The organism is Rhizobium sp. 3T7 (assembly GCF_020166565.1).
GTDB lineage: Bacteria > Pseudomonadota > Alphaproteobacteria > Rhizobiales > Rhizobiaceae > Rhizobium.
This window is the reverse complement of the sequence record NZ_JAIQXS010000002.1, coordinates 275,618-302,096: the sequence shown is the minus strand read 5'-3', so window position 1 is coordinate 302,096 and position 26,479 is coordinate 275,618. Positions and strand designations below refer to the sequence as shown.

The window sequence follows — 26,479 nt, the reverse complement described above, 5'->3', positions numbered from 1 at the left end:
GCCTCCCTGCATTGAAAGAAACTCGCTGCATGTCCGAGCCCAACACTCTTTTCACCGAGACGATCCTGCTGCTCGGTGGCGCCGTTGTTTCGGCGCCGATCTTCAAGCGCCTCGGGCTCGGCACGGTGCTCGGCTATCTGGCCGCCGGCGTCGTCATCGGCCCGATCTTTCACGGCTTGACGGATGGCGAGCAGATCCTGGACGTAGCCGAACTCGGCGTCGTTTTCCTCCTTTTCATCATCGGGCTCGAGCTGAAGCCTTCGCGCCTTTGGCAGATGCGGCGCGACATCTTCGGGCTCGGAACCGCGCAGGTGGTGGCGACCGGCCTGTTGCTGACGCTACTGACCTATCTTTCCGGCGTTCTGGACTGGCGCGGCAGCATCGTCGCGGGTTTCGGGCTTGCCCTCTCCTCAACGGCGTTTGCGATGCAGATCCTCGAGGACGAAGGCGATGTGAATACCCGCTACGGGCAGCGCTCGTTCTCGATGCTGCTGTTCCAGGATCTGGCAATCGTGCCGCTGCTTGCGCTGGTCAGTATTCTTGATGGCGGCAAGGGTAGCGGCACGCCGCTGCTGGACTTCGCGATTGCCATCGCAGCAGTCGCCGCAATGATCGTCATGGGACGCTATCTGCTCACGCCGCTGTTTCAGGTCATCGCGCGCACGGGCGCCCGCGAGGCAATGATCGCCGCTGCCCTTTTCGTGGTGATGGGGTCGGCGAGCCTGATGCAGCTTGCCGGATTGTCGATGGCCATGGGCGCCTTCCTTTCCGGCGTGATGCTCGCCGAGTCCTCCTACCGCCATGAACTGGAAGCGGATATCGAGCCCTTCCGCGGTGTGTTGCTCGCTATCTTCTTCATCGCTGTCGGTCTTTCCATCCAGTTGGAGGTACTCAGAGACAACGCGCTTTTCATCATCGTCGCCGTGCCGGTCGTCATGGCCGCGAAGGCGCTGGTGATCTACGTTCTCTGCCGTGCGACCGGATCGCCACATGACGACGCTGTCAGGATCGCTTTCCTGCTGCCGCAGGGCGGCGAATTCGGCTTCGTCCTGTTTACCGCCGCCGGCATTGCGGGCCTGATGCCGACGAGTACCGCCTCGCTGCTAATTGCGATCGTCACCCTTTCAATGGCACTGACCCCAATCGGAACGATGCTGGCCAAGCGGCTGTTGTCGGGCAAAGAGGAGGAACAGCTGGACGAAGATTTCGAGGGCGCCGGCGCGGATGTGCTGATGGTCGGCTTCTCGCGCTTCGGGCAGATCGCCGCCCAGATATTGCTCGCCGGTGGTCGCGCCGTGACCGTCATCGACTTTTCAGCCGATCGCATCCGGCAGGCTTCCTCTTTCGGTTTCCGGATCTACTTCGGCGACGGCACTCGCAAGGACGTGCTCAGGGCCGCCGGCATCGACCGCGCCAAGATCGTCGTCGTCTGCACGCAGAAGCGGGAGATAACCGACAAGATCGTCGATCTGGTGCAGGCAGATTATCCGGATGCCAAGCTCTTCGTGCGCTCCTACGACCGCATCCACTCGATTGCGCTCCGCAATCTCAATGTCGATTATGAACTGCGCGAAACGCTCGAATCCGGTCTGCTGTTCGGCCGACGCACGCTCGAGGCATTGGGTGTCGGCGAGGCGGAGGCCTATGAAATCGGCGAGGACATCCGCAAGCGCGATGAGGCGCGCCTGGTGCTCCAGGTCACGGAAGGACTGCAGGCCGGCCGCGACATGCTTTTCTCCCAGCCGGTGAAACCCGAGCCGCTCGTCAAACCAAAGCGCGCCGCGAACTTCGACGAGGACCCGCTGGCGGGTACAGCAGAGGTAACCGCCGACGCTTAGACGCCTTCAGGGTTCAATTGAAATGTTCAGTTGGCTCAAGCGATGAAGGAAGCTCCTTCGACTCCTGCGCACAATCCGCCCTAGTTCTCCTGCTCTCCTTCTCCGCTCTGCACCGGTCCCTTGGCCTTAGCATCCGACGTGAACTGTCCCTGCAGTTGGCAATCGCACAATCAGAGAGTGGGTCGCAGCATCAGGGCAAGCGTCGATCATCTGCGCTTCGGTCTGTGGGGACAGGCCAACACAGATCCCTCAGAGCACCCATCCTAAGTTGACAGCTTTGCGGCCTAGTAACGCAATAAAGGAGTGTTCGGCTCTGGCTGCCACTCCTTGCATATGGCTTGCCAAGGCCAACCATATGAGGGATTGTCCCAACTCTGGCCCCTGAGGCCCGCGCAGTCTCCGATAATAGGACAATGCCATGCATCTACGCTATCTTTTCGCCGCTGTGGCCATCGCGCTCTTTGCCCTCTCCGGGTGCACAACCACCGGCTCAGGCGCGGAGAATACCACCTACGCAACTCCCGCAGGGATTGGGCCAGTTCGTGGCAGCGGCATCAACGGCTACTGATCTTAGGTAGGTGCCGGGGCGCCCCTCCCCGCTGGCAGCTGGCGCTGGTTGCATACCCAGCACGTCCAACGTCGGGGCGTTACGGATTCCCCTGGTACTCGTGCCGCGGTCTGCTTAACCAGTCTCCGGCGCCGTCGCTCATTTTTCATTTCGGCCCAGGAGAAATCGCTGGCTTCATTGTCGGAGTCGAATGGTCGACCAAGCGGCCCGTGAGCCAACAGTACGTTTCAATTTAACCCTGAAAGGCTCTAAGAGGTGATGCGGGCCTCGATCTCACGATCAAGCGCGTATTTGAGTTCGTCCTTGATGCCGACCGACATGGACAGAACTGCGCGCGCCTTTAGGAAGTCCATTACACCGATGCGCCCGACTGCGGGGCGCAGGAAGATGTGCGGCGCCTGCAGGCGCAGCTTCAGGGAAATTGCCGTCTGCATCATCAGCTGCCCGGAGCCAAAGATGCTCTCCATGCGGTTCGGAATATGGGTGCCATCGCCTTCCGGTGCGCCAACGACATCGATGCCGATGACGATGTCGGCGCGATCCATCAGGCATTCGTAAGGAACGGGATTGCTGATGCCGCCGTCGATCATCACCCGCCCGTGCAGCCGCACCGGCATGAAGACCGCGGGGATTGCCGAGGAAGCGGCCAGCGCCGGGAACAGCGCGCCGTGGCTCGTCAACACCTCGCACTGACCGTAGTAATCGGTGGCTGTGACCGTCATCGGGATCGGCAGATCCTCGAAACGATCCGGCAAGTCGGCGGGCAGGAAGGCTTTCAGGATACGCTCGAGATTGAACTGGCCGATACGCACTCCGTTGGCGACGGCATCGCGCACGGTTTGCGGGCGCAGGCCCCACAGGCGGCTGACGACCGCGGCCTTGTTGCCGACCGTCATCATGACATGCTCGCGGATGGCTTCGCCGGTCATCCCAGCCGCCATTCCCGCGCCCATGATCGAGCCGATCGAGGAGCCGGCAATCGCAACAGGGCGAATGCCGAGCTCATCCAGCGTTTCGATGATGTGGATGTGAGACAGGCCGCGCGCGCCGCCACCGCCGAAAGCAACCGCAACCGTCGGTATCGAACGGCTCGAGGCGTCGCGGGGGGCAGGCAACGCGGTTTCGATCTTCTCTGCCTGCTGCACCGCTGCCCCCGATTTCCGCAGCCCTATTCAGGCTGATAGCGGAAGAAATGAACCTTGGTATCGCCGAATGTCCGGCTTTCCAGGAAGAGATAGGAAGGGTCGACCGAAACGGCAACATCCGCGCGTTCTTCAAGAACCGCAATCGCGCCCGGCTGCAGCCAACCGCCCTTGGCCGCGGCGGCCATGGCCTTTTCGCCAAGTCCCTTGCCGTAAGGCGGATCGGCAAACAGCATATGGAACGGCTCGAGGTTGCCGACGCTGCCAAGATCGGTCGCATCGCGCCTCAGGATGCGCGTCCTGCCATGCAGGCCGAGCGCATCGATGTTTTCCCAGAGGAGCCCCCGGCCCTCGACGCTGTTTTCGACGAACAGCGCGTGCCGACATCCGCGGGACACGGCCTCGAGTCCAACGGCGCCGGTACCGGCAAAAAGATCCAGGATCCGGGTGCCATCGACGCATTCCGGATAGGCATGGCTCAGAATGTTGAACAGGCTCTCGCGCGTCCGGTCGGCAGTCGGCCGGATGTCGTTTGACTTTGGTACGGCAAGCGGCCGTCCGCGAAACTCACCGCCGACGATCCGCACCGCGCGTCATTCCCTTTCCTTTAGGTCCACCCCGCGATGGCCCGCCTGAAGGCTTGCCGCCGCCGCCCGGCCTGTTACCCTTCGGCTTGCCGGAGAAAGTCTTGCCGCCGCCGGGCTTGCCGCCGAAGCCCTTGCCGCGCGGCTTGTCACCAAACGGTCGGTCACCGGCCGGGCGCTCGGACCGCGCCTCGCTGGAAAAGCTCTTGGCGCGCGGACGTTCATCCCCCTCTGCACGTGGACGGCGATCGCCGCGCGGCTTATCGCCGAACGGACGGTCACCACGTGCGGGACGATCCCCGAAAGAGCGGGGGCGCTCGTCGCCCTCTTCGCGCGGCTTGCGATCACCACGGGGCCTATCGCCGAACGGGCGATCGCCTCGCGAGGAGCGATCACCGACTGGCCTGTCGCCACGGGGCGGACGGTCGCCATAAGGTCTGTCACCACGTGCCGTGCGATCGGGACGGTCGCCACGGGGAGGACGATCACCAAAAGGCTTGTCGCCAGAGCGCTTGCGCCCGCCTTCGTCCCTGCTCGTCACTTCGCTGGAACGAATCCATTCGCCTTCTTCATCGCGGGCGCGGTTGATCTGGACGCGCGGACCGGTGTCGTCGTGGCGAGGCGGCTGCGGCTTGGAGCGGCCGGGCTTCTCGCCGCGTCTAAGCGCGGTCTGAGCGTTCTTTTCGGCCTTGGCGGCTGCCTTTTCGCCAAGCGGGCGGGCGCCGGGCGCCATCCAAACATTGGCGTTGCGGCGGCTGCCGAGCGCCGGGCGCTTCGGACGGTCGTCGTCCTTGCGGCCGCCGTCGCGACGGTCATCGCGGCGATCGTCACGCTTGTCATCACGCTTGGTGTCGAGGCGGCTCAGCGCACGCTCGCGCTTGTCTTCAGGCTTCCACGAGCGTTCGCGACGCTCCGGCTTCGCTTCGACCTCTTCGTCGACTGCAACGGCCGGCGTGTTGTAGATCGGCGCGTCGAAATTGGCCTTCGCATCCTCGATCAGGCGCGGGCCGAGCTGGTCGCGCAACGTGCGGCCGCGCACTTCGACCACATCCCGCTCCGGCAGGTCGCCTAGCTGGAAGGGGCCGTAGGAGATGCGGATCAGACGATTGACGTCAAGACCGAGCGCACCCAACACATTCTTGATTTCGCGGTTCTTGCCTTCGCGCAGGCCCATGGTAAGCCAAACGTTCGAGCCCTGCGTGCGGTCGAGGGTCGCTTCGATCGAGCCGTAGAGGACACCATCGACGGCAATACCGTCCTTCAGCTTGTCCAAGGCCTCCTGATCGATCTCGCCGTGGGCGCGCACGCGGTAGCGGCGCAGCCAGCCTGTCGTCGGCAATTCCAGCGCGCGGGCCAGGCCGCCATCGTTGGTCAAAAGCAGCAGGCCTTCGGTGTTGATGTCGAGGCGGCCGATCGACATGACGCGCGGCAGGTCGTCCGGCAGGTTGTCGAAAACCGTGGGGCGTCCTTCTGGGTCCACGTTCGTGGTCACGAGCCCGGCAGGCTTGTGGTACAGCCACAGCCTGGTGCGCTCGATACCGCGGATCGGAACGCCGTCCACTTCGATCTTGTCTGCCAGCGTCACGTTGACGACGGGGCTGTCGAGGAGCTTGCCGTTCAGCTTGACGCGGCCGTCCATGATCATGCGCTCGATATCGCGGCGCGATGCCACGCCGGCGCGCGCCATCACTTTGGAGATGCGCTCAGCCTTGGCGTCGCCCTCGGCAACATCGCTCGCCTCGGCCTTGACGGGCACCTTTGCCGGCTTTTCGCCGGATTTCGGGCCGGCATTGCGCACAGATGGCTTGCCGCCTGGCCGTTTTGGCTTGTCTTTGAATGTCATTTGTTGTTTGCCTGCCTTTTCGGGCCTTCCTATCAGGTCGCGCCCCTGCGGTTAAGTGGAAATTGTCGGATCGTGAAGACAAATCAATTTATGGAGCTGGCGCTCGACCTGGCCCGCGCCGCTGGCGAACGGGGCGAAGTGCCGATCGGAGCGGTTCTGGTGCTTGACGGCCGCGTTGTCGCAGCGTCCGGCAACCGTACGCGCGAGCTCAACGACGTGACCGCGCATGCCGAAGTCGCCGTCATTCGCATGGCGTGCGAAGAGCTTGGTCAGGAACGACTCACTGGTGCCGACCTCTATGTGACGCTGGAACCGTGCACCATGTGCGCAGCCGCCATTTCCTTCGCGCGCATTCGTAGGCTCTACTATGGCGCGGAGGACCCCAAGGGGGGCGCCATCGACAATGGCGTGCGCTTCTACACGCAACCAACCTGCCATCACGCCCCGGACGTGTATTCCGGTTTGCAGGAGACGACATCGGCCGATATCCTGCGGACGTTCTTCGCGCAGAAACGGGATGTGCCATGACATTGCTCGCCAGCGAATTCGTCCTCATGGTCGCGGTCGCCGTCTATGCCTATTGCAGGATCGCGCCGGATAACGGGTCGATCCCGATGCAATGGTCTCTTTCGGGAAATGTGAACTGGTCGGCGCCTCGGCTGCTCGCCTTTGCCTTCGTGCCGAAACTGGCATTTGCGGTGATGCTGCTGCTCGTATCGAGCTCGATCTTCGCGCCATCGGCACTTAGCCTTGCCGGCGCAATCTTCCTTGCCTGCCAGCTTCTGCACGTCTTGCTGGTTGACCGCTGGTCAAAAACAAAGCGGGGCTGATTGCCCCGCTCGAAACTCTACTGAAGGAGGTTCCACCACTGCTTGCCGGTTCCGGCGATCGCAGCTTCCTTCTTCTTCTTCTTCGCCTTCTTCAGTTCCGGTTCGCCTAGATCGTCGAGCTTTGCCGGATCGTCGACCTGACGATACTCGGTCGGCGGGTCCGAGATGTAGCGGCGCTGATCAATATAGGCGCCCTTCTGGATGGCGCGGGCTTCGCGATAGGCCTTGGTCTGCGCTTCGGTCGTCTGCCGGCCACCTTCGATCTGATTGTTTGCGAGCGGCGAGCGGTAGTTCGGGTTGTCGCTGTTTTCGTCAGCTTCTTTAACCAGACGCGCGCGCGTTTCCTCCGGGGATTCGATCCACTGCGGATTTTCCTTGCTGGCGATGCTCTGCTGCGGCTCGACAAGGGTTTCCTTGGCTGCCGCGGACGGCAGAACGAGGCCGGGGCGCGCACTGTACTTGACGCCCTTGTTCTTCGGTCCGTCGCCAGTCAGGGAAACGGACTGACCAAGGTCGTCAGTCAACTGCTCCATGGCGGTCTTGTCCGTTCCGTAGCGCGGGCTCCCCATGCAGCCGGTGATCATCGAGCCGCCTGCCACAGCAGCAGTCAAGCAGACGCCCACACGGAACCAACGTGTTGATAACATGAAAACCCTTCCAGCCATGCCGGTGCAATCATCGCCCTACCGGAACCGTCCCCCTGACGCAAAAATCCGGCCATTTTCAGGCAGCTTTTACCGGATGAACCGCGATTAGGCAATTCACCCGGCAATATTCTTCAGTTTTGCACCGCAAGTTCGCGCAATGCAGCCGCATCGCGGGCCGAGACATCGGGATACTCAGGGTCGGAGCCGACATCCGTCGTGATCCGCCAGGAGCGCGCGCATTTGGTGCCTTCGGCCAGTTTGGGCTCGACGCTGACACCTGACACCTCGGGCAGACGGAAGGCATCGGCCGGGCCTTCGGAACCGTCGATGACGATGCCAGAGGTGATGCAGATCTCTTCGAAGTCCTGGCCCTCCAGCGCCTTCAGAAGCTCCGCATCGGCGACATGGACGACGGGGGCTGCCTCCAGTGAGGAACCAATACGCTTGTCCTTGCGCTCAATTTCCAGGGCGCCCGTGACAACGGTGCGAACGGCGCGGATCTTCTTCCACTTCTCGGCAAGAGCGTCGTTCTTCCATTCCGCCGGAATGGCCGGGAACTGCTCGAGGTGAACCGAGACAGCCGACGGATTGCGCGACAGCCAGGCCTCTTCCGCCGTGAAGGGCAACATCGGCGCCAGCCACGTCACCACGCATTCAAAGATATTGCGGATGACATGAAGGGCCGAACGACGGCGCAGGCTCGACGGCGCATCGCAGTAGAGCGCGTCCTTGCGAACGTCGAAGTAGAAGGCCGAGAGCTCGACGTTGGCAAAGTCGATCAGTGCACGAGCGATCTTCTTGAAGTCGAAGGCGTCGTAGCTCTCGCGGACGAGCTGATCGAGCTCGGCCAGGCGATGCAGCATCAGCTGCTCGAGTTCCGGCAGATCGGCAAGCGCGATGACTTCGCCCTTGTCATGCGCCAGCGTGCCGAGCATCCAACGGACGGTGTTGCGCAGCTTGCGGTAGGCATCGATGTTCGTCTGGATGATCGTCTTGCCGACACGCAGATCCTCGGCGTAGTCGGACGTCATCACCCAAAGGCGCAGGATATCGGCACCCGCGTCCTTCATGATTTCCTGCGGCGATGTCACGTTGCCTTTCGACTTCGACATCTTCTCGCCTTTCTCGTCCATCGTGAAACCATGGGTGAGAACAGCATCATAGGGCGCCCGGCCACGTGTTGCGGCGGATTCCAGCAGCGACGAATGGAACCAGCCGCGGTGCTGGTCGGACCCTTCGAGGTAAAGGTCGGCCGGCCATTTTAGATCCGGGCGGTCTTCGAGCGTGAAGGTGTGTGTCGAGCCCGAGTCGAACCAGACATCGAGGATGTCCATGACCTGCGTCCAGGGCTCGTTTGCCTTCTCGCCCAGGAAGCGCTCACGCGCGCCATCCGCGAACCAGGCATCGGCGCCTTCCTTCTCGAAGGCTTCCAAGATGCGGGTGTCTACCGCATCGTCCTGCAGGATTTCGCCCTGCTCATCGACGAAGACGCAGATCGGCACACCCCAAGCGCGCTGACGCGAAAGCACCCAGTCCGGACGCTGCTCGATCATGGCGCGCAGACGGTTCTGGCCAGCAGCAGGCACGAAGCGGGTGTCATCAATCGCGCTTAGCGCGCGGGAACGCAACGTCGTTCCGTCGCCGAGCTCCTTGTCCATATAGACAAACCACTGCGGCGTGTTGCGGAAGATGACCGGCTTTTTCGACCGCCACGAATGCGGATAAGAGTGCTTCAGGCGACCACGTGCGAACAGCGCGTGACGTCCGATCAATGCCTTGATGACACGCTCGTTGGCATCGCCCTTCTTGCCGCTGTCGTCGATGACGCGCGCCGCACCCCCTTCCGCGTCCGGGCCGAAGCCGGGTGCGTCGACCGTAAAGAAGCCGGCGTCGTCGACCGGGAACGGGATCGTAGAGGAGACGCCACGCGCTTCGAGCTCGCGAACGTGATCCATCCAGACGTCGAAGTCCTCGCGGCCGTGGCTTGGAGATGTGTGGACGAAGCCGGTGCCGGTCTCGTCGGTGACGTGATCGCCATCAAGGAGCGGCACCTGGAAATGGTAGCCGCCGCCCAAGCCGTGCAGCGGGTGGGCGCAGGTGATGGCAGCAAGCTCCGCGGCTTCCACGTCGCGAACGTGCCTGAAGGTCACCTTTGCCTTGGAGGCCGATTCCTCAGCAAGACGCTTGGCGAAGATCAGTCGTTCGCCGGGTTGCGGTCCGAAGTCATTCTCCGCCGTCTCGACCTCGTAGAGGCCATAGCCGTAGCGCGAGGAATAGGCGATGGCGCGGTTGCCCGGGATCGTCCACGGCGTCGTCGTCCAGATCACCACGAAGGCGCCCTTGAGTTCGCTGGGGCCTTCGGCAATCGGGAACTTCACCCAGATCATGTCGCTTTCGACATCCGCGTACTCGACCTCAGCCTCCGCGAGCGCCGTGCGCTCGACGACCGACCACATGATCGGCTTGGATCCGCGATAGAGCTGGCCGGATTTGGCGATCTTCAGCAGTTCGCCGGCGATACGCGATTCCGCGTGGAAGTTCATTGTCGTGTAGGGATTGTCAAAGTCGCCCTCGATGCCGAGGCGCTTGAACTCTTCCGACTGCACCTTGATCCAGCCGGCCGCGAAGTCACGGCATTCCTGGCGGAATTCGTTGACCGGAACCTCGTCCTTGTTCTTGCCCTTCTCGCGATACTTCTCCTCGATCTTCCATTCGATCGGAAGGCCGTGGCAGTCCCAGCCGGGAACGTAGTTGGCGTCGTAGCCGCGCATCTGGAACGAGCGGTTGATGACGTCCTTGAGGATCTTGTTCAGCGCGTGGCCGATATGGATGTTGCCGTTGGCATAGGGAGGGCCGTCGTGGAGCACGAACTTCTTGCGGCCGGCGGCGGACGCCCGAAGCTTCTTGTAGAGACCCATCTGCTGCCAGCGGGCAACGGTTTCCGGTTCTTTCTGCGGCAGGCCGGCGCGCATCGGGAAGTCCGTTTCCGGCAGATAGAGGGTCTTCGAGTAGTCGACTTTTTCGGCTGTATCGGTCATGTCTAGCAATCGTCTCTCGGCGCCACGAAAGCGGGCGCAACGGGCTTGAAATTGGTGACGGAGGCGCTCGTCGTCCAAGCGCCGAAAACCCGGACCTTCCGGCCGCTTAGCGCGCGCGGAAGGCCGGGCCGATAATTCGTATCGTGATCGCCAGCCGGAACTTGTTCATCGCGCCGGTTCATAGGCGCTTTTGCCGGGAAAAGGAAGAGGGATTCCATGACGTCGAGGCGCTCGAGCGCGCGGAAGTGCCGATACCCCGAATCAGGTGAAGCAGATCTTGAGGTCGAGTTCGCCGAGCGGCCGCACGCCGGCAAGTAGCGCGCTTGCCTCTTCCTTGTCCCGGTTCATCTGTTCCACAAGCGGCTCAAGGCCATCGAACTTCAATTCTGGGCGCAGATAGCCGAAGAACGACACCGAACAAATCTGCCCGTAGAGGTCGCCGCTGAAATCGAAGACGTAGGTCTCAAGCAGTGGCGCGCCGTTGTCGGTGACCGTCGGTCGGCGACCGTAGCTGGCGACGCCATCGTGCAGCGTGCCATCGGCAAGACGAAAGCGAACGGCATAGATACCTGCCTTGAGATCGGCTTCAGTGGGCAGTTGCATATTCGCGGTTGGAAAGCCGAGCTGACGGCCAAGCTTCTCGCCGCCGATCACTTCCGCTTCCACCGTATAGTGATAGCCGAGCATGGCGGCGGCCTCGCTAACATTGCCGTCCTTCAGCAGTTCGCGAACGTGGCTCGAAGACACCACATCGGTATTCTCGTCGCGAAACGCGTCGATCAACGTCACGCCGAACCCATATTTCTGACCAGCATCCATCAGGAAGGCCGGACCACCTTCCCGGCCACGCCCAAAATGAAAGTTGAAGCCCGTTACGACCTCGGAGGCGCCGAGCCAATCCTTAAGGATCGAATGGATGAAATCGTCGGCCGAACGCTGCGAAAACTCCCTGTCGAACGGATATTCGATGACAGCGTTGAAGCCGATCGCTTCGAGGATACGCGCCTTGAGCGGTGCCGGTGTCAGGCGAAAGACCGGCTGATCCGGGCGAAAGACCGTGCGGGGATGGGGCTCGAAGGTCAGGACCAGCGCCGGAATGCCGCGCTGACTCGATATCTCCAGGGCCCTGTTCAGCACGGACTGGTGGCCTCGATGCACGCCGTCGAAGTTGCCGATGGCAATCACGCCGCCACGCAGGTGGGCCGGCAGGGGTTCACGGGTTTCATTGCGGTGAAAAACGGTCATCGGCTGGCTTCTCTTATGCGAGACGGGGCATCCACCACTTCGGCGTCGCTTTTTCGCGCTCCAGATAGGCCGCAAGGATTGCCTCGTCGGTCTCTCCGTTCAGCGTGTATTCCTTCGCGTGGATGCCGCCGCTGATATAGAGAAGATCAAGGCCGTAATCGAGCGCGCCGCGAACATCAGTTGGCATGCCGTCCCCGATGGCAAGCACACGGCTCGGCGGAAAGTCGCCGTGGGCCTCGCGGGCGACCGACAAGACGGCGTCGTAGATCGGCTTGTGCGGCTTGCCTGCAATACGCGTCTGACCGCCGAGCTGGTTGTAGTAAGCCGCCATCGCACCAGCGCAGGGGATGATCTTGTGGCCGCGCTCGACAACCAGATCGGGGTTGGCGCAGACCATCGGCACGCCGCGCACCTGAAACGCCTTCAGCATCTCGGTGTAGTCTTCCGGGGTCTCGGTTTCATCGTCGAAGAAGCCCGTGCAGACAACGGAGTCCGCATCCCTTGCCTCGACGCGCTCCACGCCAAGCCCCTCGATAATGGCCAAGTCGCGATCCGGTCCGAGCAGAAACACCTTCTTCGGGCCCTCGGCGATGAGCCCGCGCGTGACGTCGCCCGACGTGACGATGCGGTCGTAGGCGCCATCCTGGATGCCGATCTGGCGAAGCTGCGTCACAACCTGCGGAGCGATGCGCGGCGAATTGGTGATGAGAACAACGGTCAGCCCCTCGCCGCGCGCCGCTTCCAGCGCAGCTGCCGCTTTCGGGAACGGATCGACGCCGTTGTGCAAGACGCCCCAGACATCGCAGAACACCGCGTCATAGTGGCTGGTGATTTCCGCAAAGTTCTCGATCCGCTTGGCCATTCCGATTTCCCGATCTCGTTAAGTCACGGCTGACATCGCAAAGGCCTGCCGGGATGGCAAGGCATTTTGCAGTGAGCAACTGCAAAAACCGGAAGCTGTCGACTAGAAGACGGCGATGGCAGCCCTGACCAACAGGCCCGTGGCGGTGGATACTCCGATCACCGTCAGGATGCCGACCTTGAAGCGAAAGAGCAGAACGGACGCCAGGGCGAAGATCCCGAGTGCCGCGACATCGAGCGTCCACCACTGCGGCCAGGCAACGCCAACGATCGGCAGGCCGGTCTTCCCGGAAAGAAGCGCTACGCGGCCAACGTCGGCGAAGAGCGCATGCAGGCCGAACCACAGTGCAAGATTGAGAATGACGCCGACGACCGCCGCGGTGATCGCCGAAAGGGCGGCCGAGAGGTTTTCGTTGTTGCGCAGTTTCTCGATGCAGGGAGCCCCGGCGAAGATCCAGATGAAGCTCGGTACGAACGTCGCCCATGCGGCGAGGAAGGCGCCGAGAACGCCACCGGCAAGTGGCGCCATCGCAATAGGGTTACGATAGCCAGCGAGAAACCCAACGAAACATAGGACGAGGACCAGCGGCCCAGGCGTCGTCTCTGCAAGTGCCAGTCCATCGAGCATCTCACCGGGCTGCAGCCAGGCGTAATGGCCGACGGCAACCTGCGCGACATAGGAAAGGACGGCGTAGGCGCCTCCGAAGGTTATGACGGCCATCTTGGAGAAAAAGATGAAGACCGCGCCGAACACATTGGTTTCGCCGCTCAGAGTTTCGGCGATCAGATCCATGGGTGCATCAAGGCCACGAACGAAAAAGAGCGGCGACTGCCAGACGAGGATCCAGAACACGAGCACTACGAGCGGCCTTGCGATGGCATGCGTCGTGACCACAGGAAAATGCCGGTGCGAGGAGGTTTGCGGCAAGACTGGCGCGGCCAACCGACGCTGGCGATGCTTCATCCATAGTAGGCCTGCTGCTCCGCCCAGGATGATAACCAGAGGAAACGGCAGGTTTAGAAGGAAGAGCGCCAGGAACGACGCTGCTGCCACATAATAATGAAATCGCTCTTTCAGCGCTCGGCGCCCCGCCCGGAGCAATGCCTCGATGACGATTGCCAGAACCGCAGCCTTCACGCCGAAGAAAAGCACGGGAAGCCAGGCGGCCTCCTGAAAAACGGCGTAGAGGCTCGACAGCGCCAGGATAACAAGGAAGCCCGGCAGAATGAACAGCAGGCCGGCAATGAGGCCGCCGCGCACGCCGTGGATCAGCCAACCGATATAGGTGGCCAGTTGCTGGGCCTCGGGGCCTGGCAGCAGCATGCAGAAATTCAATCCATGCAGGAAGCGTTCCTCGGAGATCCAGCGCTTCTCGTCGACAATCGTCTTATGCATGAGGGCGATCTGGCCGGCCGGTCCGCCGAAGCTCAGACAGCCAATACGCGCCCAGACGCGAACTGCCTCCCGCAACGGCGGCGGCGCCACGATATCCCCTGCCGCGATCGCCTCATTCACGGTTGCTGCCCTCTCGCCTCAAGGCGCTCGATATCATCGGCGCGCCTTTACGACAATCCTGGCACAGACGGGGCTGCAACTAACTTTTCGAAGACAAAAACCTAGGGGAAGCTCAATCGTCGCATAGGCTGTCGCACTTCCGACAAGGATGTGCTGTTAACGCTGTTGCGAGGACGGCGAAGAAAAATTGCGGCCGTTCTTGACTCCCCGCTAGACCACTCCTAAATGCTGCCTCGCTAGCACTCACCAAGGACGAGTGCTAACACCCATCCGTGCAGGCCGCTCTCGGCCTGTGAGTGTCATTTGATCGAGGGATTAGACAATGGCAAGCACCAACTTCCGCCCCCTTCACGATCGCGTCGTCGTTCGCCGCGTTGAGTCCGAAGAAAAGACCAAGGGCGGCATCATCATTCCCGACACCGCCAAGGAAAAGCCGCAGGAAGGCGAAATCGTCGCCGTCGGCTCCGGCGCTCGTGACGAGTCCGGCAAGGTCGTCGCTCTCGACGTCAAGGCTGGTGATCGCGTTCTGTTCGGCAAGTGGTCCGGTACCGAAGTCAAGATCAACGGCGAAGACCTTCTGATCATGAAGGAAGCCGACATCATGGGCATCATCGGCTAATCAGCCGCTTTTCCCTTTCCGATTTTAGCTACGGGCCTAAAGCCCGGACAACTCGAATTCAGGAGTTTCAATCATGGCAGCTAAAGAAATCAAGTTCGGCCGCACCGCGCGCGAAAAGATGCTGCGTGGCGTCGACATTCTCGCTGACGCAGTGAAGGTAACGCTCGGCCCGAAGGGTCGTAACGTCATCATCGACAAGTCCTTCGGCGCTCCGCGCATCACCAAGGACGGCGTTTCGGTCGCCAAGGAAATCGAACTGGAAGACAAGTTCGAAAACATGGGCGCTCAGATGGTCCGCGAAGTTGCTTCGAAGACCAACGACATCGCCGGCGACGGCACGACCACCGCAACGGTTCTCGCTCAGGCGATCGTTCGCGAAGGCGCCAAGGCAGTTGCTGCCGGCATGAACCCGATGGACCTGAAGCGCGGTATCGACCTCGCTGTTGCTGAAGTCGTCAAGGATCTTCAGGCCAAGGCCAAGAAGATCAACACGTCGGAAGAAGTTGCCCAGGTCGGCACGATCTCCGCAAACGGCGAAAAGCAGATCGGTCTCGACATTGCTGAAGCAATGCAGAAGGTCGGCAACGAAGGCGTTATCACCGTCGAAGAAGCCAAGACCGCTGAAACTGAACTCGAAGTCGTCGAAGGCATGCAGTTCGACCGCGGCTACCTCAGCCCGTACTTCGTCACCAACCCGGAAAAGATGGTTGCTGACCTCGAAGACGCCTTCATCCTCCTGCACGAGAAGAAGCTCTCGAACCTCCAGGCCATGCTCCCGGTTCTCGAAGCTGTCGTTCAGACCGGCAAGCCGCTCCTCATCATCGCTGAAGACGTCGAAGGCGAAGCCCTTGCTACGCTCGTCGTCAACAAGCTGCGCGGCGGCCTGAAGATTGCTGCTGTCAAGGCTCCGGGCTTCGGCGATCGCCGCAAGGCCATGCTCGAAGACATCGCGATCCTCACGGGCGGCACCGTCATCTCCGAAGACCTCGGCATCAAGCTCGAGTCGGTTACCCTCGACATGCTCGGCCGCGCCAAGAAGGTTTCGATCTCCAAGGAAAACACGACGATCGTCGACGGTTCGGGCGCCAAGTCCGACATCGAAGGCCGCGTTGCCCAGATCAAGGCCCAGATCGAAGAAACCACCTCCGACTACGACCGCGAAAAGCTGCAGGAGCGCCTTGCTAAGCTCGCTGGCGGCGTTGCCGTCATCCGCGTCGGCGGTTCGACCGAAGTCGAAGTGAAGGAAAAGAAGGACCGCATCGACGACGCGCTCAACGCGACGCGCGCTGCTGTTCAGGAAGGTATCGTACCGGGCGGCGGCGTTGCCCTGCTGCGTTCCTCGGCCAAGATCTCTGTCAAGGGCGAGAACGACGACCAGGAAGCCGGCATCAACATCGTTCGCCGCGCTCTGCAGGCTCCGGCCCGCCAGATCGCCGAGAACGCTGGCGACGAAGCTTCGATCGTTGTCGGCAAGATCCTCGAGAAGGGCGAAGACAACTTCGGTTACAACGCCCAGACCGGCGAATACGGCGACATGATCGCCATGGGTATCGTCGACCCGGTCAAGGTTGTTCGCACGGCTCTGCAGGACGCAGCTTCGGTTGCTTCGCTGCTGATCACCACCGAAGCCATGATCGCCGAACTGCCGAAGAAGGACGCTCCAGCTGGCATGCCGGGCGGTATGGGCGGTATGGGCGGCATGGACATGATGTGATAGGCCGAAAGCCTATCGCAGGAATGTCTGTAAAGCTTCACTGATCCACTTCGGGTATCCCGGAATAGGAAGGGCGGTCTTCGGACCGCCCTTTTGTTTCGAGCCTGATTCGCCGCCCCCACCCTCCAGCTTTTTTCAATCGATAGCTGAAACGTTTAATCAGATTTGTGAGCAACCCGCGCACTGAGCGAAGCTTTCGCAAAACTTGTGGCGCTGTATTTTTTCTTTCACAGGCTGATTTCTCTCGCAGTGCAATTTTCTACACATTTAAGCGCGAGGAACCGCAGTGAAACCGTTTGCACTTCAAGAATTTGCGAAATTTTTGCTATTTCTGGCGTCCACGAGCGTCTTCGGGTGTATTTTCCACTCACAGTAGAGATCTGCTGTGCACAAAAAGCCGATTGCCGTTTGCATAAAAGACCGATAAATCCGCGTTGCATTCGGCGCGCGTTCATCGGCCGACGGTCGCTATCCCTTATCGATCCTGACCATGGGACGCGAGACCGAGTTCGGGAAAAACCCCTCCCGAGAATACATCATAAGTTGTGTACTGTGCCGAGAAATTGGACGTGGTTCCGCCAGAGGGACCAGCAATCCAAACCCCATTTCCCGGTCGCCCGAGCATGATGCACGGCGCGGCATGAACCTGCTCATTTTTGCCGGACGTGTGGCGGGGGAAGCTGCACCTAAGCTGGGGAAAAATTTGTTCAAAATCGCGAAGACCAACGCCGCAGCGCCGCTCATGCCGGGCTCACTGGATATTAGCAATCATGATCCTGAAATGCTGGCGCAGTTTTCCATTTCGGAAACCTGGGTCGGAGACTTTTCCAGCGGCGTGATCCGCCTCAAGGAATGGAGCGCCATGCTGCACGGGCTGCCCGCGCAGGAATGCGGGCTTCTCAGCCTCATGCGCTGTTACGACCCGAAGGATCACGACCACATCCTGGAGCTCTTCGAGCAGGCTGCGACGCTTTCTTCTTCCTTCTGCTTTTCGACCACGATCATGATGCCGAACGGCTTCCGTCAACCATTGTTCTGCATGGGGGAGTCGAATGGTCACGACGACGCCTACAGCGGCAGCATGCTTGGTGTTTTCGTCTTTCCTCGATTCAAGACGAATGCCGGCAGCGAGTTCGCGTGGTGCCAATAGAAGCGTCCGCCACACAAAAAAAGCCGGCCCTTTGGGACCGGCTTTTTCTTTGCCTTGGCTCGGCTTTACGCAGGGCGCGCAGGTATATTCAATCCCTTTTCGGATGCCGGCCGGGCGATGCAGCGCTCAAGCCAGGCCATCACCGCCGGAAAGCTCTTATAATCCAGCACTTCGCGGCCGCCATAGAACACGTCGGCACCACGGAGCCACGGGAAGGTGGCGATATCGGCGATCGTATAAAGGTCGCCCATGATCCACTGGCGGCCCTGCAGCCGCGCTTCCAACACACTGAGCAGCCGCTGGGATTCGTCGCGGTAGCGCTCCATCGGGTAGGAGTTGTTGGCGACCTTGTCGGCCGCGAACTTGTAGAAGTGCCCGAACTGCCCGAACATCGGCCCGATACCGGCCATCTGGAAGAAGACCCACTGGATCGTCTCATAGCGTCCTGCCGCATCGGCAGGAATGAGTTTGCCTGCCTTCTCAGCGAGATAGAGCAGGATGGCACCGGATTCGAAAATGCCGATCGGCTTTCCATCCGGGCCGTTGGGATCGATGATCGCCGGGATGCGGCCGTTCGGGTTAAGCGACACGAACTCCGGAGACTTCTGGTCATTCGTGCTGAACGAAATCAGGTGCGGCTCGTAGGGTAAGCCAAGCTCTTCAAGCGCGATCGATATCTTCACGCCGTTCGGCGTCGGCAACGAGTAAAGCTGGATAACGTTGGGATTCTCTGCTGGCCAGCGCGTCGTGATCGGAAAAGCGGATAGATCTGCCATTGGGGTCTCCATCTTGGGCGGCCGACCATAGAAGAGGGGTATCGCCGATGGCAAGCCGACTTCGTCGGCGATCTATCGTTCAATAATAAAGAACGAACTGTCCCCTTCCGTCTATCTTTCCACGACAGCAAAAAAAGGCGACAAAACGGCATGCGAGGTCGAAACCGTGCCGGGGAGCACAACGACCTCAAACGTCATTCAAACGGAGACATTGTCCCATGTCGAATACCAACAACGCCATCATTCTCGTCGCTCGCATTCTCCTCTCCTTCATGTTCATCCTTGCCGGCTTCGGCAAGCTCACGGACGCCGCTGGCACGGCCGGCATGATCGCCGGTGCTGGCCTTCCTGCTGCTACCGCCCTTGCCTATCTGGCCGGCGCCTTCGAGCTGGTGACGGGCCTTGCCGTTCTCGTCGGCTTCCAGACGAAGATCGTCGGTTGGCTGCTCGCCGTCTTCTGTGTCTTCACGGCTGTCCTCTTCCACCTGCCCTACGCCAGCGGCGCGGAACTGGTTAACATCCTGAACCAGATCATGGTCATGAAGAACATCACGCTGGCCGGCGCCTACATCCTGCTTGCCACCTACGGCCCGGGCGTCTACTCGCTCGATGCACGCCGCGGCGCATACGCTGCCGCCTGAGCGATCAGCCACCTCCCAAGCATGAAGAACCCGCCGTCACCAGACGGCGGGTTTTTTCCTGCCTGACGATTTTGAGACGGTCAGAGCGCCGAACGAACGGCGTCTACCAGTCGCTGGACTGTGGCGTCGTTCACATGGCTTTCTTTGCGCGCCCTGACGAAGCAAGCCTCGGAGCGAAGAATGACGCCATCGGACAGGATCTTCAGGTTGTTCGCACGAAGGGTCGAGCCGGTCGAGGTGATATCGACGATGATGTCGGCGGAACCTGAGGCCGGCGCCCCTTCCGTTGCCCCAAGGCTCTCGACGATGCGGTAGAGCTGGATGCCGTGCTGACTGGAGAAGAACTGTTGCGTCAGCCGCCAGTATTTCGTGGCGATCGCCAGGCGCCGGCCGTGCCGCGCGCGGAAGTCGGAGGCAACATCGCCGAGGTCGGCCATGGTGTCGACATCGAGCCAGATTTCAGGAACGGCAACCACGACATCTGCATGGCCGAAGCCGAGACGGGCGCAGAATTCGACACGCTTGTCCGCCTCCGCCAAGCCCTCGCGGATAAGATCCTCACCGGTAACGCCGAAATCGACCGTGCCGTTGCCGAGCTCGCGAGAAATCTCGGAGGCGGAGAGGAAGGCCACTTCTACGTCGTCCCATCCCTCAACTCGTCCGCGATAGGAGCGATCGTTGCCGACAGCGGTGATCCTGATGCCGGCGCGTTCGAAGATCGCCGAAGCATCGTCTTTCATGCGGCCCTTGGAGGGCAGTGCGATGGTAATCGTCATCAGGCAGCCCTCTCCGCTTCGATGCGATCCAGCCAGAGCGAGAAGCCGACGGCCGGAATGCGGTCCTTGGCGCCAAGGAAGGTCATCAACTTATCGAAACGGCCGCCACCGGCGAGAACGGCCGACGTGCCCTGAACGCCAATCTCGAAAACCAGACCGGTGTAGTAATCCAGCGGGCGCCCGAAGGCTGCGCGGTAATCGACCAGCGCGAGATCGACGCCGGCATTCGCCAACGCGGCGACGCGACCGTCGAAGCGCGCAAGCGCGTTACCGAGCTTGAGGCCCGCGGTATCGGCAAAACCAGCCAGCGCCGCCGAGGCATTGATCAGCTGCACATTCAGCGACAGGAATTGCTCGAGCACGCGGAAGGCCGCGTCATCGAGGCGCGTTTCGGAGAGGATGAGCTTCTCCTTCAAGCGACGTGCGATTTCCAGCGGCGAGCGGCTTACATTCGTCGAATAGCCCGTCGCCTGCATCGTCGCGTCGATATGCGCGACCAGTGCGGCTTCGTCGTCGGCGGCGATCAGATGCGCGATCTCGTCGCTCAGCCCGGTGACGAACTGAGGGCTGACAAGGCTCGCCAGCAGAGCTTCGAGCTGGCTCATGTTGCCGAACGCGTGGATCAGCCGCTTCTGCCAGCCGAGCGGCAGGCCGAGCGCCTGCACGACCGCTTCGAAGACGGCCTGGTCGCCGAGCGTGACCGCAAGGCGCTTACCCGGAACGACACGCTCCAAGACGCCGATCGCATCGCCGATCGCCCGCGCGTCGGCAGCGGCGATATTGATGTCGCCGAGATCCTCGATCCCGGCCTGATAGAATTCGCTTCCGCCTTCGCGCCGCTGGCGGAAGACTTCGCCGAGATAGGAATAGCGCTTCGGCGTGCCGGTCGCGCTCTCGATGTGGCGTAGACAGACGGGAATCGTGAATTCGGGACGCAGACACAGGCTGGCACCTGTCTCGCTCTCGGTCATGAAGATGCGGCGACGAAGATCCTCACCGGCGATATCAAGGAACGGTTCGGCCGGCTGGATGACGGGCGTGTCCACCCGCTCCGCCTTTCGCGCCGCAAACTCTGAAAGGAGCTCGCCGGAGAAGCCCGGCAGGTTGATCAGGGCCATCTCAGCCCGCCCTCTTCCGGTCTTCGGCCTGCGCCGCCAAAATTTCCTTGACCTTGGCGACCAGGTGGCCTTCCGCAACCGTCTCCTGGGCGACGCGTGCCTCGCGCCAGCTGGCGTTGTCCTCGATCTCGCCCGAGAGGCGCTTGCCCTCGATCAGGTCCTTGATCTGTACGACGCCCTCAGCACGCTCGTCGCCGCCCTGGATGATGGCAACGGGGCAGCCGCGGCGATCGGCATATTTCAGCTGGTTGCCGAACTTCTTCCAGTTGCCCTGGTACATTTCGGCACGGATGCCGGCCTTGCGCAGTTCCTGCGTGATCCGCTGGTAGCGGCCCATGGCCTCGACATCACCGTCCATGACAGTGACCAGAACAGGCTCGATGACGTCAGCCTGGCCGAGCTTGCCGAGGTTTTTAAGCGCCGTCATCAGGCGCGAGACGCCGATGGAAAAGCCGGTGGCCGGCACCGACTGGCCCATGAAGCGGGACACAAGGCCGTCGTAGCGACCGCCGCCGCCGACGGAACCGAAGACGACCTTTTCGCCCTTCTCGTTGGTCACGTCGAAGCTCAGTTCGGCCTCGTAGACCGGGCCGGTGTAATATTCGAGACCGCGGATGACAGATGGATCTATCCTGATACGATCCTCATCATAGCCGGCCGCTCTTACGAGGGCCTCTATCTTTTGCAGTTCGGCGTGGCCCGCAGCATAAAGATCGCTCGCCGGGTGGAAATCATCCCCTTTGAGATAGCCCAGGATAAACTCAATCTGATCTGCGGTCAGGCCAGCGCCCTTGGTAAAGTCACCTGACTCATCCTTGCGGCCACCACCCAGTAGCAGTCGCACGCCGTCGAAGCCGAACTTATCGAGCTTATCGATTGCGCGCAGCACGCCCAAACGCCGACCAGCATTCTCTTCGCCACCAAGGCCCGCTTCCTCCATGACGCCATCGATAACTTTGCGGTTGTTGACACGGACCACGTACTGCCCGGCTAAACCAAGCGCATCCATCGTGTCCGCCATCATCATGCACATCTCGGCATCCGCCGACACATCTGGTGCGCCGACGGTATCGGCGTCGAACTGCATGAACTGGCGGAAACGGCCCGGACCCGGCTTCTCGTTGCGGAAGACATAGCCGGCGCGATAGGTGCGGTATGGCAGCTGAATCTCGTTGAAATTCTCGGCGACATGACGAGCGAGCGGCGCCGTCAGGTCGTAGCGCAAGGACATCCACTGCTCGTCATCGTCCTGCAGCGAGAAGACGCCTTCGTTCGGTCGGTCGGCATCGGGCAGGAACTTGCCGAGCGCATCGGTATATTCGAAGAGCGGCGTTTCGACAGGATCAAAACCATAATGCTCATAGACTTCCCGGATCTTCCCAGTCATTTCGTTGACGGCACGAATGTCGGCTGCCGAACGATCGACGAAGCCGCGTGGAAGTCTGGCTTTGAGCTTTTGTGGTTTCTTCTGCTTGTCGTTCATTTCCAAGGTATTCCGCTCGCTGTGACAGTGGCGGTTTCCTAGCGGAAAGGGCCGGATGCGGCAAGGGCGAAGGCCCTTGATCCGGAACACAGAATCAATTGAACGAGGGAGAATGGATCGAATGGCGGGAGCTACATCATGATCGCGGAGGCGCTTCTCTACGCCGCGACCGTTCCGATGACGCAGAAGGCGCATCGCCGGTTCATCCGATACTCCGTCAATCTATGGTCCCGCGCCGGCCGCTGCGGCCGGCAATGGGCGGAGCATGAGGAGCGGAGCTGGAGCGCCGTAAGGAGCGCCATGGCAGACCTGCGGCAGAGGCGGACCGCCGTCGTCTTGGGGTCCGGCCTGCTGCGTGATGTGCCGATAAAGGAGCTGGCCGAGACCTTTGACACCGTCGTGCTCGTCGACCTCGTGCACCTCGCCTCGGTGCGCCTCTGGCTCCGGCTCAAGCGATACCGCAATGTTCGCCTGATCGGGCGTGACCTTTCGGGTTATGACGAGCTTGCCGGGGGTAAACAGCCCGAGCCGCTCGCCTTCCTGAGAACGGTTCCGTATCTCGACTTCGTCATCTCGGCCAATCTCCTCTCCCAGATCGGTCGTGGCGCAAAACGCCACTACGAGGCGGAAGAGAAAGGCGCCATGCCCGCCGATACCGTCGCGCAGCTGATCGAGGCACACCGCTCTGGGCTGGAGACAGCGCCCTGCAAGACTTGCCTGATTACCGATGTTTCCTATGCCGTCATCGACCGCAGCGGGAAGGTTCATGAGGAGGCCGACCTGCTACACGGCGTGTCGCTGTCATCGGTTCAAGCCAACTGGACATGGCCGGTCGCGCCACTCGGCGAGGAGAGCGCCGACTATCAGATCGTGCATAAGGTCGTTGCCGCCTATTGAGGCTCGTCTCTTCCGAGCCCGAATCTCGTTCTGGATGAGGCAGCCAGTTCGAGCCGCGCCGAGGTGTCCTCGGTTGACAAATGGCGGGCAGCCCATAGTCTGCGTGTACGCTTTGAAATCGCAACCGCTCGAAGATGAGGATCATGCCTATGGCAAAGTGCATGAGACGGTTTCTAGTAGCGAATCTTGCCCTTTGCCTTTCGGCTTTCGCGGCAGCCGCTGCGACGCTCGACACGATCACTGAGCGCAACAGCGTGCGTATCGGCTACATCGCCGACGAGGCGCCCTTCTCCTCCAGCAAGCCGGGCATTGAGCCGACGGGATATGCTATCGACCTCTGTGGCAAGATCGCCGATGAACTAGAACGTCAAGTTCCGCAGCTGAAGCGCGAATACATAGAGATGACCCTCGCCAGCGGCTTCGATGCGGTGAAGAATGGAGAGGTCGATCTGCTTTGCGGTGCGATCACCGTCAATTTGAAGAGGCGGGAAATCGTCGACTTCTCACAGCCAATCTTCCTGACCGGGGCAACCGCGCTGCTCCGCAAGGATTCGCCCAACTACCTGCAGACTCTTTTTCTCGACAAGCCCGCTGTTCGCTCCGTTAGCGAGAGTGTCGCGTCCACGCGCGTAATCGGCGTGCGTGCAAGCACGACAACCGGAACGACGCTGCGCGAGGCGCTGGCAACCCAGGTGTCGAAGACGAGGCTTGCCGATTTCGAGACGCACGAGGACGGGCTTGCGGCGTTGGAGGATCACAAGATCGATGCCTATATAGCCGATCAGGTGCTGCTCATCAGCCTAGCCAAGCGGGCCCGCGATCCGTCCTCGCTCGAGATCGGCGATCGCCTGTTTACGCATGAACCCTATGCGATAGCGCTTCCCCGCGACGACGCCAACTTCCGCCTGCTGGCCGATCGTGCATTGACGTATTTCTATCTGTCGGACGATTTTCTGCCGCTGCTGGAAACCTATTTCGGAGCGGAGGCGCCGATGCTGCACACGCAAATCATCATGGAGCATGTGCCCTATTGATATTGATCAGATTAAGTCAAAGTCGCTGGGCGGCCTACACCGTAATCTCGCGATATGCATCCGCTACGGGTTTAATGCTGCAACCGCGCTGGTAGCGTCTGCCAAATCCGCAAAGAGCACCTTGGCTTCTTCGTGTCGTGTTCCTATTTTGACGGCATGCGCTTTTTTGCAATCATAGCGATGGTGTTCGCCTGGCTTGCTTACGGCACCATGTCCGCCTGGGCTGGCTGTCCGACATGCCTGACCATGCAGACCGTCGCTTCGAATGCCAGCGTCGTGCACCAGCACATGAGCGGGATTGATATGGGCGAGAAAGCCAAATCGCCGTCCCCACAACAGGATCCCTGCTCAGCCAGCGGCATGGTGCACATGCCTTTCTGCTCGGCCTGTCTTGTCGTGCCGCCGTCGATGACTTCCCCTGCAACCGGCAAGCAAGTATTTTCCTATCCTGCTCCCGGACCGGCTGATGCCATGCGGGATGCGCGACCTGCGCCGCTGGCACCCCCTCCCCGGCTCATCTGACAGGCTTTCATGGACCGCTGCGGTTTCGACCGCGCATTGAATTCCAGTATCGGACAGAGGAAGGAAATCCCATGTCTCTGAAAGTTATCGCCATAGCCACGGCTCTTGCACTCTCCGCCACGTTCGCCGCCGCCGAAGACATGCAAATGGACATGAGCAAGCCGATGGGCGACCACAGCGCAGCAAGCCATGCTTTTGCTGAAGCCAACGCCAAGATGCACAAGGATATGGCGATCACCTATAGCGGTGATGCCGATGTCGATTTTGTCCGCGGCATGATTCCGCATCATCAGGGCGCGATCAACATGGCGAAGATCGAGCTGCAGTACGGCAAGGATCCAGAAATTCGCAAGCTCGCCGAAGCGGTGATCAAGGCCCAGGAGGCGGAGATCGCCGACATGCAGGCCTGGCTCAAGGCACACGGCAAGTAATCGCAACGGACGCCGGGGTATAAAGCTCCGGCGTCCGCTTCACTAGACTTCGATCAGGCCCTTGGTTCGAATGGCTCCGGTCGGCGACCGGCTCCCTGTCGCGCAAGCATCCAGCCCGGATACTCAGGCGCGAGTTCGCTGACGTCGTCCAGTTTCCGCAGGTCGCCGGCATCGAGTTTCAAGTTGACGGCCGCCAGGTTCTGGTCGAGCTGCTCGACGCGCTTGGCCCCGATGATGACCGTCGTCACGAAAGGCTTGGCGAGGATATAGGCAAGCGCCACGGTCGCGACGCTCGTGCCGTGCTTCTCGGCGATCTCGCGCATGACAGCAACGCAGGCCCAGGCGCGATCCTTGTCTACCGGCGGGAAGTCGAACGAGGCGCGGCGCCCTTCCCCATTGCCTGGGGCTCCCGGCCCATACTTGCCGGAGAGGAGGCCACCCGCCAGCGGCGACCAGACCATCAGGCCGAGCCTTTCCTCCTGCATCATCGGCACGATGTCGCGTTCCAGATCGCGGCCGGCGATCGAATAATAGGCCTGCACCGTCTCGAAGCGGGCGAAGCCGCGACGCTCCGAGATGCCGAGCGCCTTGGCGATGCGCCATGCCTGCCAGTTGGAGACGCCGACGTAGCGCACCAGACCGCGAGACACGAGATCGTCCAAGGCGCGCAGCGTCTCGTCGATCGGCGTCACCGGATCGGTTGCATGGATCTGATAGAGATCGATATGATCGGTCTGCAGCCGCTTCAGGCTTGCTTCGACCGAATCCATGATATGCCCGCGCGAGGCGCCGCGATCGTTCGGCTTGTCGCCCATGACGCCATAGACCTTCGTGGCGATGACGACGTCCTTGCGAGGAACGCCCAGGTTCTTCAGGGCCTGGCCGAGCAGCTTTTCGGATTCGCCGAAGGAATAGACGTCGGCCGTGTCAATGAAATTCACGCCAGCGGCAAGCGACCTTTCGACGATCTGGTCAGCTGCCTTCTGATCGAGATCAGCAATGGAACCCCAGATATTGCCCTCGCCGGCGGCTCCAAAGGTCATGGTGCCGAGACAGATTTCGGAGACGAATAGTCCCGTGTTTCCAAGTTGATTGTAACGCATGGTCGAAGATTTCCTTGTGACGACCGCGGGCACTGCCCACGGACAGATGAATTCATTTTTGGTTATTGGCCTGCGCATGACAGGAACAGCCGGAATGCGGCTG

General features: G+C 61.1%; 25 protein-coding genes. 11 read left to right on the top strand and 14 right to left on the bottom strand.

What is annotated here, in order from left to right; all coding sequences use genetic code 11:
• The first annotated feature begins 29 nt into the window (after nucleotides 1-29).
• Nucleotides 30-1,838: a monovalent cation:proton antiporter-2 (CPA2) family protein gene (locus tag K9B32_RS04255; protein WP_224560688.1), complete on the top strand. Its 1,809-nt coding sequence runs from the start codon at nucleotides 30-32 to the stop codon at nucleotides 1,836-1,838.
• Nucleotides 1,839-2,256: 418 nt separating this feature from the next.
• Nucleotides 2,257-2,406, top strand: coding sequence for a hypothetical protein (locus tag K9B32_RS04250; RefSeq protein ID WP_224560687.1), 150 nt, complete (start codon nucleotides 2,257-2,259; stop codon nucleotides 2,404-2,406).
• 248 nt (nucleotides 2,407-2,654) lie between these two features.
• Here the strand turns inward: K9B32_RS04250 and K9B32_RS04245 are convergent, their stop codons facing one another.
• From K9B32_RS04245 to K9B32_RS04235, 3 genes are read right to left on the bottom strand one after another with little or no spacing between them, the layout of a single operon-like run.
• Nucleotides 2,655-3,551, bottom strand: coding sequence for a patatin-like phospholipase family protein (locus tag K9B32_RS04245; protein ID WP_411969677.1), 897 nt, complete (start codon nucleotides 3,549-3,551; stop codon nucleotides 2,655-2,657).
• Between the two features lie 23 nt (nucleotides 3,552-3,574).
• Nucleotides 3,575-4,135, bottom strand: coding sequence for a 16S rRNA (guanine(966)-N(2))-methyltransferase RsmD (gene rsmD / locus K9B32_RS04240; RefSeq protein ID WP_224560686.1), 561 nt, complete (start codon nucleotides 4,133-4,135; stop codon nucleotides 3,575-3,577).
• Nucleotides 4,116-5,975 (bottom strand): pseudouridine synthase, encoded by a 1,860-nt coding sequence (locus tag K9B32_RS04235; protein WP_224560685.1) that lies wholly within the window; start codon nucleotides 5,973-5,975, stop codon nucleotides 4,116-4,118. Before K9B32_RS04235 ends, rsmD begins: the two co-directional genes overlap by 20 nt.
• Before the next feature lie 90 nt (nucleotides 5,976-6,065).
• On the opposite strand from K9B32_RS04235, the gene K9B32_RS04230 reads away from it, so the two are divergent.
• A complete protein-coding gene (locus tag K9B32_RS04230) occupies nucleotides 6,066-6,503 on the top strand; it encodes a nucleoside deaminase (protein ID WP_224560841.1) in 438 nt (145 codons plus the stop codon).
• Nucleotides 6,500-6,805: a hypothetical protein gene (locus K9B32_RS04225; protein ID WP_224560684.1), complete on the top strand. Its 306-nt coding sequence runs from the start codon at nucleotides 6,500-6,502 to the stop codon at nucleotides 6,803-6,805. The genes K9B32_RS04230 and K9B32_RS04225 overlap by 4 nt, the downstream gene beginning before the upstream one ends.
• Before the next feature lie 17 nt (nucleotides 6,806-6,822).
• Here K9B32_RS04225 and K9B32_RS04220 read toward each other — a convergent pair whose 3' ends face one another.
• From K9B32_RS04220 to chrA, 5 genes are all read right to left on the bottom strand, one after another.
• Nucleotides 6,823-7,452, bottom strand: coding sequence for a hypothetical protein (locus K9B32_RS04220; protein ID WP_224560683.1), 630 nt, complete (start codon nucleotides 7,450-7,452; stop codon nucleotides 6,823-6,825).
• Nucleotides 7,453-7,583: 131 nt separating this feature from the next.
• Nucleotides 7,584-10,490 (bottom strand): isoleucine--tRNA ligase, encoded by a 2,907-nt coding sequence (gene ileS, locus K9B32_RS04215; protein WP_224560682.1) that lies wholly within the window; start codon nucleotides 10,488-10,490, stop codon nucleotides 7,584-7,586.
• A gap of 261 nt (nucleotides 10,491-10,751) precedes the next feature.
• On the bottom strand, nucleotides 10,752-11,735 hold the full coding sequence (locus K9B32_RS04210) for a bifunctional riboflavin kinase/FAD synthetase (RefSeq protein WP_224560681.1): 984 nt from the start codon (nucleotides 11,733-11,735) through the stop codon (nucleotides 10,752-10,754).
• Nucleotides 11,736-11,748: 13 nt separating this feature from the next.
• Nucleotides 11,749-12,597 carry a TIGR01459 family HAD-type hydrolase gene (locus K9B32_RS04205; protein WP_224560680.1) on the bottom strand — a complete coding sequence of 283 codons (849 nt, stop codon included), beginning with the start codon at nucleotides 12,595-12,597 and terminating at the stop codon, nucleotides 11,749-11,751.
• A gap of 102 nt (nucleotides 12,598-12,699) precedes the next feature.
• Nucleotides 12,700-14,112 carry a chromate efflux transporter gene (gene chrA / locus K9B32_RS04200; protein WP_224560679.1) on the bottom strand — a complete coding sequence of 471 codons (1,413 nt, stop codon included), beginning with the start codon at nucleotides 14,110-14,112 and terminating at the stop codon, nucleotides 12,700-12,702.
• 322 nt (nucleotides 14,113-14,434) lie between these two features.
• On the opposite strand from chrA, the gene groES reads away from it, so the two are divergent.
• The 3 genes from groES (at nucleotide 14,435) to K9B32_RS04185 (ending at nucleotide 17,595) form a co-directional block, all read left to right on the top strand.
• On the top strand, nucleotides 14,435-14,731 hold the full coding sequence (gene groES / locus K9B32_RS04195; RefSeq protein WP_004675403.1) for a co-chaperone GroES: 297 nt from the start codon (nucleotides 14,435-14,437) through the stop codon (nucleotides 14,729-14,731).
• Nucleotides 14,732-14,804: 73 nt separating this feature from the next.
• Nucleotides 14,805-16,445, top strand: coding sequence for a chaperonin GroEL (groL, locus tag K9B32_RS04190; protein ID WP_224560678.1), 1,641 nt, complete (start codon nucleotides 14,805-14,807; stop codon nucleotides 16,443-16,445).
• A gap of 703 nt (nucleotides 16,446-17,148) precedes the next feature.
• A complete protein-coding gene (locus K9B32_RS04185; RefSeq protein ID WP_224560840.1) occupies nucleotides 17,149-17,595 on the top strand; it encodes a hypothetical protein in 447 nt (148 codons plus the stop codon).
• A gap of 65 nt (nucleotides 17,596-17,660) precedes the next feature.
• Here K9B32_RS04185 and K9B32_RS04180 read toward each other — a convergent pair whose 3' ends face one another.
• A complete protein-coding gene (locus tag K9B32_RS04180; protein ID WP_224560677.1) occupies nucleotides 17,661-18,371 on the bottom strand; it encodes a glutathione binding-like protein in 711 nt (236 codons plus the stop codon).
• A gap of 218 nt (nucleotides 18,372-18,589) precedes the next feature.
• Here K9B32_RS04180 and K9B32_RS04175 point away from each other — a divergent pair, with 218 nt between their 5' ends.
• A complete protein-coding gene (locus tag K9B32_RS04175; protein ID WP_224560676.1) occupies nucleotides 18,590-19,012 on the top strand; it encodes a DoxX family protein in 423 nt (140 codons plus the stop codon).
• 80 nt (nucleotides 19,013-19,092) lie between these two features.
• Here the strand turns inward: K9B32_RS04175 and hisG are convergent, their stop codons facing one another.
• From hisG to hisS, 3 genes are read right to left on the bottom strand one after another with little or no spacing between them, the layout of a single operon-like run.
• The gene (gene hisG, locus K9B32_RS04170; protein ID WP_224560675.1) at nucleotides 19,093-19,788 is read right to left on the bottom strand and encodes an ATP phosphoribosyltransferase; all 696 of its coding nucleotides are present in this window, start codon (nucleotides 19,786-19,788) and stop codon (nucleotides 19,093-19,095) included.
• On the bottom strand, nucleotides 19,788-20,906 hold the full coding sequence (locus K9B32_RS04165) for an ATP phosphoribosyltransferase regulatory subunit (protein WP_224560674.1): 1,119 nt from the start codon (nucleotides 20,904-20,906) through the stop codon (nucleotides 19,788-19,790). Before K9B32_RS04165 ends, hisG begins: the two co-directional genes overlap by 1 nt.
• A 1-nt stretch (nucleotide 20,907) precedes the next feature.
• Nucleotides 20,908-22,389: a histidine--tRNA ligase gene (hisS, locus tag K9B32_RS04160; protein WP_224560673.1), complete on the bottom strand. Its 1,482-nt coding sequence runs from the start codon at nucleotides 22,387-22,389 to the stop codon at nucleotides 20,908-20,910.
• A gap of 138 nt (nucleotides 22,390-22,527) precedes the next feature.
• On the opposite strand from hisS, the gene K9B32_RS04155 reads away from it, so the two are divergent.
• Both K9B32_RS04155 and K9B32_RS04150 read left to right on the top strand, forming a co-directional pair.
• Complete coding sequence (locus K9B32_RS04155) at nucleotides 22,528-23,286, top strand: hypothetical protein (RefSeq protein ID WP_224560672.1); 759 nt, start codon at nucleotides 22,528-22,530, stop codon at nucleotides 23,284-23,286.
• A 149-nt stretch (nucleotides 23,287-23,435) separates the two neighbouring features.
• Nucleotides 23,436-24,320, top strand: coding sequence for an amino acid ABC transporter substrate-binding protein (locus tag K9B32_RS04150; protein WP_411969676.1), 885 nt, complete (start codon nucleotides 23,436-23,438; stop codon nucleotides 24,318-24,320).
• A 200-nt stretch (nucleotides 24,321-24,520) separates the two neighbouring features.
• On the opposite strand, the gene K9B32_RS04145 is transcribed toward K9B32_RS04150, so the two are convergent.
• Nucleotides 24,521-24,751, bottom strand: coding sequence for a hypothetical protein (locus K9B32_RS04145; protein WP_224560670.1), 231 nt, complete (start codon nucleotides 24,749-24,751; stop codon nucleotides 24,521-24,523).
• A 162-nt stretch (nucleotides 24,752-24,913) separates the two neighbouring features.
• On the opposite strand from K9B32_RS04145, the gene K9B32_RS04140 reads away from it, so the two are divergent.
• Nucleotides 24,914-25,273 carry a DUF305 domain-containing protein gene (locus K9B32_RS04140; RefSeq protein ID WP_224560669.1) on the top strand — a complete coding sequence of 120 codons (360 nt, stop codon included), beginning with the start codon at nucleotides 24,914-24,916 and terminating at the stop codon, nucleotides 25,271-25,273.
• Between the two features lie 53 nt (nucleotides 25,274-25,326).
• Here the strand turns inward: K9B32_RS04140 and K9B32_RS04135 are convergent, their stop codons facing one another.
• Nucleotides 25,327-26,376 carry an aldo/keto reductase gene (locus K9B32_RS04135; RefSeq protein WP_224560668.1) on the bottom strand — a complete coding sequence of 350 codons (1,050 nt, stop codon included), beginning with the start codon at nucleotides 26,374-26,376 and terminating at the stop codon, nucleotides 25,327-25,329.
• Nucleotides 26,377-26,479 lie beyond the last annotated feature (103 nt).

Coding starts and splice junctions, on each gene's coding strand:
- hisS (WP_224560673.1), bottom strand. CDS start 22,389: ATGAACGACAAGCAGAAGAAACCACAAAAGCTCAAAGCCAGACTTCCA.
- K9B32_RS04230 (WP_224560841.1), top strand. CDS start 6,066: ATGGAGCTGGCGCTCGACCTGGCCCGCGCCGCTGGCGAACGGGGCGAA.
- K9B32_RS04135 (WP_224560668.1), bottom strand. CDS start 26,376: ATGCGTTACAATCAACTTGGAAACACGGGACTATTCGTCTCCGAAATC.
- K9B32_RS04155 (WP_224560672.1), top strand. CDS start 22,528: ATGATCGCGGAGGCGCTTCTCTACGCCGCGACCGTTCCGATGACGCAG.
- K9B32_RS04180 (WP_224560677.1), bottom strand. CDS start 18,371: ATGGCAGATCTATCCGCTTTTCCGATCACGACGCGCTGGCCAGCAGAG.
- groES (WP_004675403.1), top strand. CDS start 14,435: ATGGCAAGCACCAACTTCCGCCCCCTTCACGATCGCGTCGTCGTTCGC.
- K9B32_RS04220 (WP_224560683.1), bottom strand. CDS start 7,452: ATGTTATCAACACGTTGGTTCCGTGTGGGCGTCTGCTTGACTGCTGCT.
- K9B32_RS04210 (WP_224560681.1), bottom strand. CDS start 11,735: ATGACCGTTTTTCACCGCAATGAAACCCGTGAACCCCTGCCGGCCCAC.
- K9B32_RS04225 (WP_224560684.1), top strand. CDS start 6,500: ATGACATTGCTCGCCAGCGAATTCGTCCTCATGGTCGCGGTCGCCGTC.
- K9B32_RS04205 (WP_224560680.1), bottom strand. CDS start 12,597: ATGGCCAAGCGGATCGAGAACTTTGCGGAAATCACCAGCCACTATGAC.
- K9B32_RS04255 (WP_224560688.1), top strand. CDS start 30: ATGTCCGAGCCCAACACTCTTTTCACCGAGACGATCCTGCTGCTCGGT.
- ileS (WP_224560682.1), bottom strand. CDS start 10,490: ATGACCGATACAGCCGAAAAAGTCGACTACTCGAAGACCCTCTATCTG.
- K9B32_RS04235 (WP_224560685.1), bottom strand. CDS start 5,975: ATGACATTCAAAGACAAGCCAAAACGGCCAGGCGGCAAGCCATCTGTG.
- groL (WP_224560678.1), top strand. CDS start 14,805: ATGGCAGCTAAAGAAATCAAGTTCGGCCGCACCGCGCGCGAAAAGATG.
- K9B32_RS04165 (WP_224560674.1), bottom strand. CDS start 20,906: ATGGCCCTGATCAACCTGCCGGGCTTCTCCGGCGAGCTCCTTTCAGAG.
- K9B32_RS04175 (WP_224560676.1), top strand. CDS start 18,590: ATGTCGAATACCAACAACGCCATCATTCTCGTCGCTCGCATTCTCCTC.
- K9B32_RS04150 (WP_411969676.1), top strand. CDS start 23,436: ATGGCAAAGTGCATGAGACGGTTTCTAGTAGCGAATCTTGCCCTTTGC.
- K9B32_RS04140 (WP_224560669.1), top strand. CDS start 24,914: ATGTCTCTGAAAGTTATCGCCATAGCCACGGCTCTTGCACTCTCCGCC.
- K9B32_RS04250 (WP_224560687.1), top strand. CDS start 2,257: ATGCATCTACGCTATCTTTTCGCCGCTGTGGCCATCGCGCTCTTTGCC.
- hisG (WP_224560675.1), bottom strand. CDS start 19,788: ATGACGATTACCATCGCACTGCCCTCCAAGGGCCGCATGAAAGACGAT.